13 protein-coding genes are annotated in these 13,693 nt (G+C 51.5%); 8 read left to right on the plus strand and 5 right to left on the minus strand.

Going from position 1 to position 13,693, the window contains the following annotated elements:
• Window positions 1–75 precede the first annotated feature (75 nt).
• The 7 genes from GQ51_RS03785 to GQ51_RS12240 all read left to right on the plus strand — a co-directional run bounded on the left by GQ51_RS03785 (window position 76) and on the right by GQ51_RS12240 (window position 6,278).
• Entirely contained in the window at window positions 76–453 is a 378-nt protein-coding gene (locus GQ51_RS03785; RefSeq protein ID WP_047549976.1) for a hypothetical protein, read from the plus strand.
• A 13-nt stretch (window positions 454–466) separates the two neighbouring features.
• Window positions 467–973: a transcription elongation factor GreB gene (gene greB, locus GQ51_RS03790; protein WP_047549979.1), complete on the plus strand. Its 507-nt coding sequence runs from the start codon at window positions 467–469 to the stop codon at window positions 971–973.
• Window positions 970–2,109: an elongation factor P maturation arginine rhamnosyltransferase EarP gene (earP, locus tag GQ51_RS03795; RefSeq protein ID WP_047549982.1), complete on the plus strand. Its 1,140-nt coding sequence runs from the start codon at window positions 970–972 to the stop codon at window positions 2,107–2,109. The genes greB and earP overlap by 4 nt, the downstream gene beginning before the upstream one ends.
• 43 nt (window positions 2,110–2,152) lie before the next feature.
• On the plus strand, window positions 2,153–2,713 hold the full coding sequence (gene efp, locus GQ51_RS03800) for an elongation factor P (RefSeq protein ID WP_047549986.1): 561 nt from the start codon (window positions 2,153–2,155) through the stop codon (window positions 2,711–2,713).
• A gap of 360 nt (window positions 2,714–3,073) precedes the next feature.
• Window positions 3,074–3,760 (plus strand): ribose-5-phosphate isomerase RpiA, encoded by a 687-nt coding sequence (gene rpiA, locus GQ51_RS03805; protein WP_047549989.1) that lies wholly within the window; start codon window positions 3,074–3,076, stop codon window positions 3,758–3,760.
• Between the two features lie 29 nt (window positions 3,761–3,789).
• Window positions 3,790–5,202, plus strand: coding sequence for a membrane-bound lytic murein transglycosylase MltF (mltF, locus tag GQ51_RS03810; protein ID WP_235276161.1), 1,413 nt, complete (start codon window positions 3,790–3,792; stop codon window positions 5,200–5,202).
• A 29-nt stretch (window positions 5,203–5,231) separates the two neighbouring features.
• Window positions 5,232–6,278, plus strand: coding sequence for a M15 family metallopeptidase (locus GQ51_RS12240; RefSeq protein WP_081987080.1), 1,047 nt, complete (start codon window positions 5,232–5,234; stop codon window positions 6,276–6,278).
• A 107-nt stretch (window positions 6,279–6,385) separates the two neighbouring features.
• Here the strand turns inward: GQ51_RS12240 and GQ51_RS03820 are convergent, their stop codons facing one another.
• From GQ51_RS03820 to GQ51_RS03840, 5 genes are all read right to left on the minus strand, one after another.
• On the minus strand, window positions 6,386–6,985 hold the full coding sequence (locus tag GQ51_RS03820; protein WP_047549992.1) for a cysteine hydrolase family protein: 600 nt from the start codon (window positions 6,983–6,985) through the stop codon (window positions 6,386–6,388).
• A gap of 42 nt (window positions 6,986–7,027) precedes the next feature.
• On the minus strand, window positions 7,028–8,302 hold the full coding sequence (serS, locus tag GQ51_RS03825; protein ID WP_047549995.1) for a serine--tRNA ligase: 1,275 nt from the start codon (window positions 8,300–8,302) through the stop codon (window positions 7,028–7,030).
• Window positions 8,303–8,518: 216 nt separating this feature from the next.
• Window positions 8,519–9,826, minus strand: coding sequence for a replication-associated recombination protein A (locus GQ51_RS03830; RefSeq protein WP_047549998.1), 1,308 nt, complete (start codon window positions 9,824–9,826; stop codon window positions 8,519–8,521).
• 142 nt (window positions 9,827–9,968) lie between these two features.
• The gene (gene lolA / locus GQ51_RS03835; protein ID WP_047553790.1) at window positions 9,969–10,592 is read right to left on the minus strand and encodes an outer membrane lipoprotein chaperone LolA; all 624 of its coding nucleotides are present in this window, start codon (window positions 10,590–10,592) and stop codon (window positions 9,969–9,971) included.
• Between the two features lie 58 nt (window positions 10,593–10,650).
• Complete coding sequence (locus GQ51_RS03840; protein WP_442922088.1) at window positions 10,651–12,963, minus strand: DNA translocase FtsK; 2,313 nt, start codon at window positions 12,961–12,963, stop codon at window positions 10,651–10,653.
• A gap of 115 nt (window positions 12,964–13,078) precedes the next feature.
• Here GQ51_RS03840 and GQ51_RS03845 point away from each other — a divergent pair, with 115 nt between their 5' ends.
• Entirely contained in the window at window positions 13,079–13,543 is a 465-nt protein-coding gene (locus GQ51_RS03845; protein WP_047550004.1) for a Dps family protein, read from the plus strand.
• Window positions 13,544–13,693 lie beyond the last annotated feature (150 nt).

Genomic DNA, 13,693 nt, shown 5'->3' on the forward strand with positions numbered 1-13,693 from the left:
CACAATTCTATTGGATAATTAACATTAGGCAAATAAAATACAATCATTCAGACACGTTAAGCTCAGAGGCGCAGCATGCAGGTTAAAAAGATCATTCAATACTCCACCATTATTTTATTGATTCCAATCGGGCTATTTGTTCTTTATTTATGGGCTGCGCTGAGCTGGACATATTCTTCCGGCGAGCGTGCCGGTTATGTGCAGAAGCTGTCGGAGAAAGGCTGGGTATGCAAAACCTATGAGGGCGAATTGATATTGGTCTCCATGCCGGGCACGCAGGCGGAGAAGTTCTTTTTTACGGTCAGGGATAAAGCTGTCGCTGTGAAAATCAATGAAACTGTAGGCCAGCGGGTACGCCTGATCTATGAGGAACATAAAGGCCTGCCAACCACCTGCTTTGGTGACACGGCTTACTTTGTCACCGATGTGCAGCCACTAGATCATCAACAATAAGCCAACAAGAATAATGGCCGCAACCGACGAAAAAAACTACATCACGCCTGAAGGCTTTGCCGCACTTAAGGAAGAATTCCATCAACTCTATAAAATAGAACGCCCGGAAGTCGTACGCACGGTTGCCTGGGCCGCCAGCAACGGCGACCGCAGTGAAAACGGCGATTATATTTACGGTAAAAGGCGCCTGCGCCAGATCGACAGCCGCTGCCGACACCTGATGCGACGCATGGATCTGGCCGAAATCGTGGACTCAAGCCAGCAGCAGCATCTGGAAAAAATCTTCTTTGGCGCCTGGGTCACGCTATACAACCTGGATGACGAATCTGAACACACCTATCGCATCGTCGGCAAAGATGAGCTGGCACCTTCAAAAGGTTATATCAGCTGGGTATCACCCCTGGGCAAAGCCATGCTCGGCAGAACCATCGGCGACACCGTGCGCCTGACAACCCCAAAAGGTGAAGAAGAGTTTGAGGTGGTTGATGTCAGCTACAAGGAACCCGCCCCCATAGCATGAAAAGTTATGACATTTTCTGCAAGGTCGTCGACAACTTCGGCGACATCGGCGTGTGCTGGCGCCTGGCAAGACAACTTCGGGCAGAACATGGTATTAATATCCGCTTATGGATTGATGCATTAAATGTTGCCCAACAGCTTATTCCGGCATTGGATGTCACAGAAAGAATTCAAACCATTGAGGGCATCACCATCGCGGCATGGGATGCAAACACCAGATTCGAACAGGCATCCCCTGTAGTGATTGAAGCCTTTGGCTGCGAATTGCCATCGGACTATCTGGCGCTTATGCAAGCTGGCAATATCTGGATCAATCTGGAATACCTGTCAGCGGAGCCATGGGTCGAAGGATTTCATGCCCAACATTCAAAGCGCGGCAATCTGACACGCCATTTCTTCTTTCCTGGCTTTACCCAGGCTACCGGCGGCCTGCTGCGTGAGCATGGCATGATTGAAAATAATCAGAAAATCGCTGCCAGCCGGCTGCTGCAACATGATTTTTTTCGACGGCTTGAAGTAACGCCGCCTGCAGAAAACAGCACCGAATTGAAAGTTTCGTTATTCAGCTACCCGCATGCGCCTATTCATGAGTTATTGAACGCAATGGCAGAAAGCAGCCGGCGCATTGTCTGTTATGTTCCCGCAACCAGCATCCTGCCCAAGATCGCAGACTTTTTCGGCAAAGCATTTATCACGGCGGGAGAGCGTCTCACCCATAAAAACCTAAGCCTGCAAGTACTGCCATTCCTGAGCCAGGCCGATTACGACAGCCTGCTGACGATCTGCGATATCAACTTCGTGCGCGGTGAAGATAGCTGGATACGCGCGATCTGGGCTGGCAGGCCTTTTATCTGGCAGCCTTACCGGCAAGCCGAAGACACGCACATGGTTAAACTCAACGCTTTTCTCGATGTGTTTTATACAGGCTGCGCGGAGAACGCCAGGCAGGCCGCCATTAACCTGCATCGCGCATGGGCGTCGGAACAACTCAGCGTATCAGGCTGGCAGGATTACCTGGGCAATATCGACACACTTGGAATATTTGCAGCACAGCAGGCCGACAGGCTGGCCCTGCAGCCGGACCTGGCAACTAACTTGGTGATTTATATTGAAAAATTACATCACAATAATATATAATGCCCGGTTTTACGCATGTCCCCTTTAATTTGTAAGGCAACCTATGAAAACAGCACAAGAACTCCGCGTTGGTAACGTGATTATGGTAGGCAACGATCCGCTCGTTGTTGTGAAAACAGAGTACAACAAATCTGGCCGTAACTCTGCCGTAGTTAAAATGAAATTCAAAAACCTGCTCACTGAAACCCCTAGCGAGAACGTGTACAACGCTGGCGACAAGTTTGAAGTTGTGATCCTGGATAAAAAAGAAGTGACTTACTCATACTTCGCTGACCCGGCTTATGTATTCATGGATGCTGACTACAACCAATACGACGTTGACGGCGAATACATGGCTGACGTTCTGCCATTCCTGGAAGACGGTTTGGCTGCTGACCTGCGTTTTTACAACGATAAAGCGATCTCAGTTGAAATCGCGAACTCAGTCGTGCGTGAAATCACTTACACAGAACCAGCAGTTAAAGGCGACACTTCAGGCAAAGTGCTGAAACCAGCGAAGATCGCCACTGGTTTTGAAGTAGCGGTGCCTTTATTTGTGAGCCAAGGCGACAAAATCGAGATCGACACCCGTACCGGCGAATACAAAAACCGCGTAATGAAATAAGCCTGATCGCATTTTTACCCGCTGCAGTCAGGTAAAAACTCAAAAAAGGGAGCAAACAGCTCCCTTTTTTTATGCCTCATAAAATCAAAATGGCGTTAAGATAGTATTGTTCCACCAATTAATCTGTCATTCCCGCGCAGGCGGGAATCTAGTCAAGGTAGTGGTCACGAATAGTTGTTTATCGAAACAACGCTAATATTCACGTAGCCTGGATACCAGCCTGCACTGGTATGACAAGGTGAATTGCCACCTTGTGGCAAGTGAGGGTACTCTAGGGTACGAATAAGCAAGATGAGCCAAATCATCGGGTTATTTAAAAGAATAGTGATATCAAAAATAAAAACCACCAGGAGAAGAGCAATGAACGACAAACAACTGGTTGCACTACAAGCAGCAAAATACGTTAAGAATGATATGGTGGTAGGCCTGGGCACAGGCTCGACAGCCAATTACTTCATCGACGAACTGGCGCGTCTATCCCGTGAAGATGGCCTGAAAGTGACCACTGTCGCAAGCTCCACCATCAGCGCCCAGCGGGCGCAATCGCTGAACCTGCCGATTGTTGCACTCGAACATATACGCCAGATCGATCTGTACGTTGACGGTGCAGATGAGATCACCCCGGATAAAACCCTGCTTAAAGGCCGCGGCAGCGACCTGGTGAAAGAGAAACTGCTGGCAAAAGCCGCTACGGAGTTTATTGCCGTGGCTGATTCCAGCAAACTGGTCAGTTATATCGGGCAGAACTTTGTGATCCCTATCGAGGTCATTCCGTTTGCCTGGCAACTCGCCAGGAAGAACCTTGAAGATATTGGCGCACAAGGCGACCTGCGCCCGAACGCAGCCAAGGACGGTTTCTGGATAACCTCTCATGGCAGCTATGTGCTGGATATGAAATTTGACAGGAGCCTGGATGCAGCAACCCTGAATACTCTCATCAACAACACACCCGGCGTTGTTGAGCATGGCATTTTCTATAAACTTGCCGATACCGTACTGATTGCCGATAACGGCATTGTCAGTGAATATCAGGCAACCGAGCACTAACATTGATTTTTTCAATTCAAGATAAACCGTTGATACGTTTATTTTCTATTCAGCCGTTTTTGATCCTGGCGCTGACAGTGCTGGCAGGCTGCAAGCCTGCCGACCCTATCAGCAGCCTGCCTCCAGTAAATCCGGCTAAAAAAGAAATTGTCTTCGTCTCGCATAACGGCCCAACTACCTATTATTTAAACAGCGATAACCAGCCGGCGGGAATTGAGTACGATCTGGCAAAACTATTCGTAGATGAATATTACCCTGGCTATGAAACCCGCTTTACACTGGTCAACAGCATCAGCGATGTAATCCCCAGCCTGCTGAAGAACAAAGCGCATATCGCCGCCGCCAACCTGACCGTCACGCACCTGCGTGAACATCTGGTGTTATTTTCCACACCATACCAGGAAACACAGCAGCAGTTGATTTTTAACAGTGAGGTGAATAAAAAGCCCAAAAGCCTGGCAGACCTCAAAGACAGAAAAATTGTGGTGCCGGAAGGCACCAGCTACGCAGAGCGGCTAGCAGAGCTGCAGAAAAAGCAGCCCACGCTGCATTGGCATACCGAAAAACATACCAACACAGAATCGCTGTTGGAGGAAGTGGCAGACGGTGTACTTGATTTCACCGTTGCCGATAACTACATCGCAGCCCTGATGCAGAACTACTACCCCAATCTGGATGTCGCCCTGCCGATAGGCCCTGCCGACAAGATCGCCTGGGGCATGTCCAAAAACGCAGACCCGCTACTGGTTAAGAACGTCAATGCTTTTTTCAGCAAAATCAAAAAAGATGGCACGCTGCGCAATCTGCTTGATCGCTACTATGGGCATAACGAGCGCCTGAACACGCTGGATGTCACCACGTTCCTCAATCGCAGCAACACCCTGCTGCCAAAATACATTCACCTGTTCAAGCAGGCACAGGACATCACCGGACTGGACTGGCGCCTGCTGGCCGCAGTCAGCTACAGGGAGTCTCACTGGGATACTTACAACACCTCGCCGACCAATGTGCGAGGTTTGATGATGCTGACAGAAAGCACGGCAGACCTGATGGGGGTCACCGACCGGCTGGACCCCAAGCAGAGCATCCCGGCTGGCGCTAAGTACATCATGAAGCTCAAGGACACGGTTCCGGAGCGCATTGCGGAACCTGACAGAACTTATATGGCGCTGGCAGCCTACAATATCGGCTATGCGCATGTTGAAGATGCGCGCGTGCTGGCAAAACGGCTGGGCCTGAATCCCGACAGCTGGGCAGACGTCAAGAAAACACTGGTACTGCTCAAGAACCCGGACTACTTCACTACGCTCAAATATGGCTATGCCAGCGGCGGCGCACCTGTGGTTTTTGTCGAGTCCGTGCGCAGCTATCAGCGTATTTTAGAAAAATACCAGCCCGAGCATAACACCGATATATATAAGCTCAGGATTGCTCGCAATTAACCATTTTCAATAGAAAGCGCGTTCCAGCCATGCCACCAGACATCCTCCCTCTGCGCTTTTCTCGTGCCATGGCCACGGCAGCTTTTCTGACAGCGGCGTTTTTAACGACGGGCGCGATGCTGCACCCAGTCAGCGCCATCGCTGATGATTACCCGCACATGCAGATACTGCTGGAAACAGGACAGACCATTGCCGGAGAGCCGCTTGCATACCCGCCAGGACAGGCAAAAGTGACCTCTGCCATCATTACCATCCCGCCCGGAAAGTCTACCGGCTGGCATAAGCACAAGGTGCCGCTCGTAGCCTATATGTTAGCCGGTGAACTGGAAACGGAGTACGCTGATGGCAGGCGGGTCCAGTTAAAACAGGGGCAGGCGCTGATGGAAGCAATCTCCGTATCACATATAGGCGCAAACCTGGGCTCAAGCCCGGCGCAATTCTTTGTTGCATTCCTGGGAGCCGATCACGCTGACTACACTGAAATCACGAATGCTCCGACCACGCCACCGGCAACCCCTGATGCAACAGCCAGCGTCGACCTGGTTGACCTGGCTGCATTCGATAAACGCCTGCAACTGGACATCCGCTACGCCACGGCCAATAACTTTATGGCAAAACCTTTATACCCAGTCGCCCGCGCAATGCTGCAGCGCCCTGCTGCCGAGGCCCTGCGCAAAGCCCATGACAGGCTGCACGCTGCCGGCTACGGCCTGATCGTGTTTGATGCTTACCGGCCATGGCAGGTGACGCGTGAGATGTGGGATCAACACCCGATGGACCGGCCGTACCTGTCAGACCCGCTCAAAGGTTCACGCCATAACCGCGGCTGCGCAATAGACCTCACGCTATATGATCTGAAAACAGGTAAAGAAGTCACCATGCCCAGCACTTATGATGAATTCACCGAGCGTGCCCACCCGGATTACAAGGGAGGCACGCCCGAACAAAGAAAATTGAGGGACCTGCTGAGATCGGCAATGGAAGCCGAAGGGTTTACGGTATACCGCAATGAATGGTGGCACTTTGACTATAACGGCTGGGAGGCTTATCCAGTGCTGAATCAGCCATTGCAATAAGGCTGAATAAACCACTGCTTTGCTTAAACCATCATCCTGTTTAAACCGCAGTCTGGTTTAAACAGGGGTTGGATTTAAAAGTTTCAATTCAGAATTTTAAATCCAGGCTAGTTCAAGTCATCAACAGTATCGACAATCGCCGCGTATAAATCACGGGTAGATGCAATCGCGCCATCCTGCACTTCCTGCGCAGACAAAACTTTACCGTTGGCCGCCTGCAGCGGGCGCGTCGCGGTGGCAGCTGCAACAATCGTCACGGAATATCCAAGGTTGAAGCCGCCATGTGCCGTTGAATTAATGCACATGTGCGTCATGAAACCCGCCAGCACAATATTTTTGATACCCAATGCCTTCAACTGCTGATCAAGGTCAGTAGCCACGAACGAATTCGGGTAGTTTTTCGTAATCACCGTTTCTCCGGCAACAGGTGCTACCTCATCGCAGATGGCGCCGATTTCCGCAGAAACATCATAAGGTGAGCCAACGCCGGCATCATGCCGGATATGGATAACGGGTATTTTATACTCGCGGGCTTTGGCCAGCAGCTTGCGCGCCTCCAGGATGGCGGCTTCAACATCTGTCAGCTGCATCAGGCCTTTTCTGTAGGTATTCTGGCAATCGATCATTACCAGGGCAGACTCTTGTAACGGCGCAGGTGCCAAGCCCAAACCGACAATTTCACGTAAAGTTTTTGATGCAGTAGTCATGACACGCTCCAAAGCATAATGGCTAGTATGTAAATCTTAAAATCAGGCTTTTATATATTCCAGGTTATTCATATAGGCGCGCAGAACCTGTGGCACTTTCACGCTGCCGTCGGCCTGCTGGTAGTTTTCCAGCACGGCAACCAGCGTGCGGCCGACCGCAAGGCCGGAGCCATTCAAAGTATGCACCAGTTCAGGTTTACCATTCTCGTTCCTGAATCTTGCCTGCAGACGGCGCGCCTGAAACGCCTCACAGTTGGAAACCGATGAAATTTCACGGTAGGTGTTCTGTGCCGGCAGCCACACTTCCAGGTCATAAGTCTTGGTCGCGCCAAAACCCATGTCGCCGGTGCACAGCGACACCACGCGGTAAGGCAACTCCAGCGCCTTTAATATATTCTCGGCGTGGCCTACCATCTGCTCCAGGGCTTCATAACTGGTTGATGGATGCACGATCTGCACCATTTCCACTTTATCGAACTGGTGCTGGCGTATCATGCCTTTGGTATCCCTGCCGTAGGAACCGGCTTCGGAACGGAAACACGGCGTATGTGCCGTCAGCCTGATCGGCAACGATTCCAGCGGCACGATTTCGTCGCGCACGGTATTGGTAAGCGTCACTTCCGAAGTTGGAATCAGGTAAAGCTTGCTGTCATTATGCCTGAGCGAGAACAGGTCTTCTTCAAATTTAGGCAATTGCCCGGTACCGACCAGGCTCTCGGCATTCACCATATAAGGCGTATAGCACTCGGTGTAGCCGTGATGGTCGGTCTGCGTATCCAGCATGAACTGTGCCAGCGCGCGGTGCAGCTTTGCGATCTGGCCGCGCATCAGCGTAAAACGCGCGCCTGATAACTTGGCACCGGTATCAAAATCGAGGCCTAGCGGCGCACCGACATCCGCATGGTCTTTGATCTCAAAGTCAAATACACGCGGTGTGCCGATACGGCGTACTTCGACGTTGTCTTCTTCTGATTTTCCCTGCGGCACGCTTTCATGTGGCAGGTTAGGCACATTCAGCAACAGATTCTGCAACTCAGCCTGCAACTCAGCCAGGCGGGCTTCATCCGCCTTCAGCTGGTCACCGAGACCTGCCACTTCGGCCATGATTGCAGAAACATCTTCGCCTTTGGCCTTAGCCATGCCAATCTGCTTGGAAGCATTATTGCGCTTGGCTTGCAAATCCTGGGTGCGTGTCTGCACGGTTTTGCGCTCTTGTTCCAGCGCTGTGAACCGGGCTGAGTCAAACTCAAAGCCCCTTCTTTTTAACTGGGCAACTACGCCATCTAAATCGTTTCTTAGTGCTTGAATATCTAACATTCTTATTCCCAAAATATTTATTAAACCGCCGATAAACGCCGATGAACGCCGATAAAACCTGAGTGATTTTTTGGTAATTGAAAACTGTAACAAATTGATCGGAAACTACTCCCCCACAATTTATAAAAACTTCACATGTTGGGTTATCGGCGTTCATCGGCGTTTATCGGCGGTTGCAAAGATTTCTGCATCTGCTTATAGCGATTGAGTGTTAATTTATTTTTTCGCTTTTTTATCCAACTCACGCAAATGCGCCAATTTTTCCGCTATTTTACCTTCTAAGCCACGCGGTGTGGGCACATAAAACTGCGGCGGCGGTAATTCATCCGGGAAGTAGCTCTCACCGGCAGCATAGGCTTCCGGTTCGTTATGTGCATAACGGTATTCTTTGCCGTAATCCAATGCCTTCATCAGCTTGGTCGGGGCGTTACGCAAGTGCAGCGGCACCGGCCGCGACTTGTCCTGCGCCACAAAGGCCTTGGCCTGGTTATATGCCATATAGGCCGCATTGCTCTTGGCAGCCACTGCCAGGTAAATGACGGCATTCGACAGTGCCAGCTCGCCCTCCGGCGAACCCAGCCGTTCATAGATCTGGCAGGCCTCAAGCGCCATGGTCTGTGCACGCGGGTCGGCAATGCCGATATCCTCAACCGCCATACGCACGATGCGGCGCCCTAGGTATAACGGGTCGGCGCCGCCATCGATCATGCGTAAAAACCAGTACAAAGCTGCATCGGGATTGGAGCCGCGCACGGATTTATGCAAGGCGGAAATCTGGTCGTAAAACGCTTCACCGCCTTTGTCAAAGCGGCGCAGTTTGCTTGCCATCGTGGTCTGCAGAAAGGCTTCGTCTATCTCGGTAACGCCTGCGCCCTGCGCCGCATTGAACAAGCCTTCGGCAAAATTAAGCAGGCGCCTGGCATCGCCATCCGCATACGCCAGCACTTGTTCACGCACGGCGTCGGTCAGCGTCACCTGGCTGGCAACCAGTTGCTGGGCACGATCAAGCAATAAAGACAGTTCAGCCTCAGACAGCGCGCTAAGCACGAACACCTGCGCCCGGCTCAACAGCGCGCTGTTCACTTCAAACGACGGATTCTCGGTAGTCGCTCCGATAAAGGTAATCAGGCCGCTTTCAACAAACGGCAGAAAAGCATCCTGCTGGCCTTTATTGAAACGGTGAACTTCATCCACGAACAGAATGGTCTTGCGACCGTGCTGCTGCAAGGTAAGTTCTGCACGCTCCACAGCTTCGCGGATATCCTTAATGCCGGACAGCACCGCTGAGAGCGGGATGAATTCAGCATCCGCCGTATTGGCAATCAACCGCGCCAGCGTGGTTTTACCCACGCCAGGCGGCCCCCACAGTATCATCGAGGGCAGCTTGCCGGATTGAAACGCCAGGCGCAATGGCTTGCCGGCACCAAGCAGGTGCGATTGTCCGACTACTTCATCCAGCGTTTTCGGGCGTAACCGTTCAGCAAGAGGCGCTTCCGGCGTGTTGGGAGCAAACAGGCTATTCAAAATATGCGATACATTTCATTAAAATTCAGCGTTCTATAACATTCAGCGCTCTATAAAGCCCGCTGTTCTTATATTCGGTGTTCTGTAGTGCAACCGTCACTCCCGCATGTGTCCTTGCAGCGCTTCAGCGTTCAGCAACCATTTAGTCGCCGACGACATCCACCCCTTTAGGTGTTTTGAAAAGAAAGTTTTTCTCTTCAAGTGCGGCATTCACCTCAACCCCGGTAAATACAATCTTCGTCGTGTGTCCAAAACTGTCGATCAAAGACATTTCCTGGATTTTATTACCGCTGAAACCCATCAGTATCTTGTCAAAACCGGACTCTTTATCATTTGGCGTTGCACTTACCCATTCCAGGTTGTCTTTACGAGGTGCGTTCGCCAACCTGAAAGTTTTGTCGATTGCCGCACCGCCCGCCAATAACGCAGCCGGGCTGGAACCGATGGATTTATCCAGGGACCGCACCGTCACCTGCGCCAGCTCAGTATCATACAGCCAGACCTGATTACCGTCGCTGATGATCTGCTGCTCATAAGGCTTGTGGTAATCCCACCTGAATTTATTAGGCCGCAGCAGCTGCATCTCGCCGTCAACTTCCTGCACCTTGCGTCCTTGCTTATCTGTCACCACCTGATGAAAATTGGCACGCACGGACCTGGTCTGTTCATAAAATGCCTTGACGCTCGCCATGCCATCGGCAGATGCCGTTTGCGCTGCCAGCAGCAGCGGCAGCAATAGCAAAGGCACTATACTTTTAAAAGGCATTATGTTTTTAATACGTATCATTTAATTCCTAAAAATCTATTCAGTCTTCACAGACGCATCAAGCTTCATGATGAGGTGCGAGCACCTCTCGATTGCCGTTGCTTTGCATGGCTGACACCAGACCCGCGCGCTCCATGTCTTCGATCAGCCGCGCTGCACGGTTATAACCGATGCGCAGCTGTCGCTGCACAGATGAAATACTGGCCCGGCGCGTTTTCAGCACGATACCGACGGCTTCATCATAAAGCGGATCCACTTCAGCACCGCCATCACTTGCGCTGCCGCCGGCAAAATCAGCGCCACCCTCTTCTGCCTCATTCGTCAGAATACCTTCGATGTAATTTGGTTCACCCTGTGCTTTAAGATAGTTAACGACCTTATGTACTTCCTGGTCTGACACAAAAGCGCCATGGATACGCACCGGATAGCCTGTTCCCGGCGGCAGGTACAGCATATCCCCCTGCCCTAACAGCGCCTCGGCACCCATCTGATCCAGTATGGTGCGTGAGTCGATCTTGCTGGATACCTGAAACGCAATGCGCGTTGGGATATTGGCTTTGATCAGGCCGGTAATCACATCCACTGATGGCCGCTGCGTTGCCAGCACCAGGTGAATGCCGGATGCACGCGCTTTTTGTGCCAGTCGCGCAATCAGTTCTTCCACCTTTTTACCGACCACCATCATCAGGTCGGCAAACTCATCGATTACCACCACGATCAATGGCATTTCATCCAATGGCTCGGGTTCATCCGGCGTCAGGCTGAATGGATGCGGAATCGGGTTGCCTTCTTTTTTCGCTTCCTTGATCTTCTGGTTATAACCGGCCAGATTACGCACGCCCAGCATGGACATCAGTTTATAACGGCGCTCCATTTCGGCCACACACCAGTTCAGGGCGTTGCCGGCCTGGCGCATGTCAGTCACCACAGGTGCCAGCAGATGCGGAATGCCTTCATACACCGAAAGCTCAAGCATTTTCGGGTCGATCAGGATCATGCGCACCTGGCTGGCGTCAGATTTGTAAAGCATGCTTAAAATCAGCGCATTCACCGCTACCGACTTACCGGAACCGGTGGTACCGGCAACCAGCACATGCGGCATCTTGGCAAGATCAGCCACGGCTGGTTTGCCTGAAATATCCTTACCCAGTGAGATCGCAAGCGGGGAATGCACATCGGCATAAGCCTGGCTGCCCATGATTTCCGACAGGTGTACGATCTGGCGTTTCGGGTTCGGGATTTCCAGCCCCATGCAGGTCTTGCCGGGAATCGTTTCGACCACGCGCACACTGACCACAGATAAAGCACGCGCCAGGTCTTTTACCAGATTGGTGACCTGGCTGCCTTTGACACCGGGAGCAGGCTCCAGCTCATAGCGCGTAATCACCGGGCCTGGCTGCGCAGTGAGCACTTTCACCTCGATGCCGAAATCCATCAGTTTGCGTTCGATCAGGCGTGAAGTGAAATCCAGCGTTTCGGCAGACGGCAATTCAACATTGCTGATGGCCTCATCCAGCAGATGTATAGGCGGCAAAGGGGAATCCGGGTGCGCTTCGAATAATGGTGCCTGTTTTTCTTTCTGCACGCGGACGCTTTTCGGAATTTCCAGCACAGGCGTCTCGATCTGCACAGGTTCGCGGTCTACAGTACGCGCACGTTCGTTCAGCACGAACTCAGTGCGTTCCTGTTTGACAACCTCGCCGGCTTTCCTGTCCTGCCAATCCTGCCATTTCAGCCTGATAAACTCATAGCCGGCAATCAGGCCGGCACCGAATTTTTCGATGATCATGATCCATGACCACCCCGTGAACAGGCTGAATCCCACCACGAACATCAACAGCAGGAACATGCTGGAACCGACATAACCAAACAGGCTGCGCAGGCCGCCATCAACCGCAGAACCCAGCATGCCGCCAGGCGCAAGCGGCAGGCTCGCCGGCAGCGTCAGCAGGTGGCCTGCTTCAAGCGCGCTTGAAGCCAGCAACAGCAAGGCGAAGCCGATAAAATTAAACAGCAGGAACGGCTTCTCGCCCTGGTCCACCGCCTCCAGCTCCAGGTATACAAACCACATGGCATAGAATGCCAGCACCGCCCACCACCACGCCGAAAAACCGAACACATACAGCAGCAGGTCAGACAGCCAGGCACCGACACTGCCGCCGCTGTTATTGATAACCGCATTATCCGGGGCCATGTGTGACCAGGAAGAATCATCCGGGTGATAGGTAAAAAGAATGACCGTAATGTAAAGGCCAACCAGCACCAAACCCAGCCACCAGGCCTCTTTTATAAGCGTTTTGGCCAGTGCGCTTGATTTAGCGGCTTCAGCCTCGCGCCTGGCATTGACCGGTTTGGATTTTTTGAAAAACAAGATAGCAAAACCTTAGCTTATTTACTGTTGGATTTAATTATAGCAGTATCAAAGTCAGTGCGTAGCGATTAGAATATCAAACTGATTTCAACTGTAAATATCATGGAGTAACGCAATGGATATCGGTATAAAAGAACAGGATAGAAAAAACATCGCACAGGGTCTGTCACACCTGCTGGCAGACACTTATACACTTTATCTTAAAACACATTATTTTCATTGGAACGTGACAGGCCCCATGTTCAACACCTTGCATTTGATGTTTGAGACACAGTACAACGAACTTGCACTTGCGGTTGACCTCGTTGCTGAACGCATCCGTGCATTGGATGTCTATGCTCCAGGCACTTATCGCGATTTTGCCAGACTGACTTCCATCAAAGAAACCGAGTCCGTACCAAAAGCACAGGACATGATTGCGGAGCTGGTGGCAGGTCACGAAGCGGTGTGCCGCACAGCGCGCAGCGTATTCCCGAGCGCTGACAATGCATCCGACGAAGCAACTGCAGACCTGCTCACACAGCGCCTGCAAGTGCATGAAAAAACGGCATGGATGCTGCGCAGCTTGCTTGAAAAATAATACTGATTTTAGTTTTACGTCATTCCGGCGGAGGCCGGAATCCAGACAAATCACTTAATTGCATAAAACTGAGCATGCGGGAGACAATTTTTTATTCGTTATTTTGAGATTATTAATCACTTAAATTACCACTCTATACACCACCTTGCC

It is taken from the genome of Methylotenera sp. G11 (assembly GCF_000799735.1).
Taxonomy (GTDB): domain Bacteria; phylum Pseudomonadota; class Gammaproteobacteria; order Burkholderiales; family Methylophilaceae; genus Methylotenera.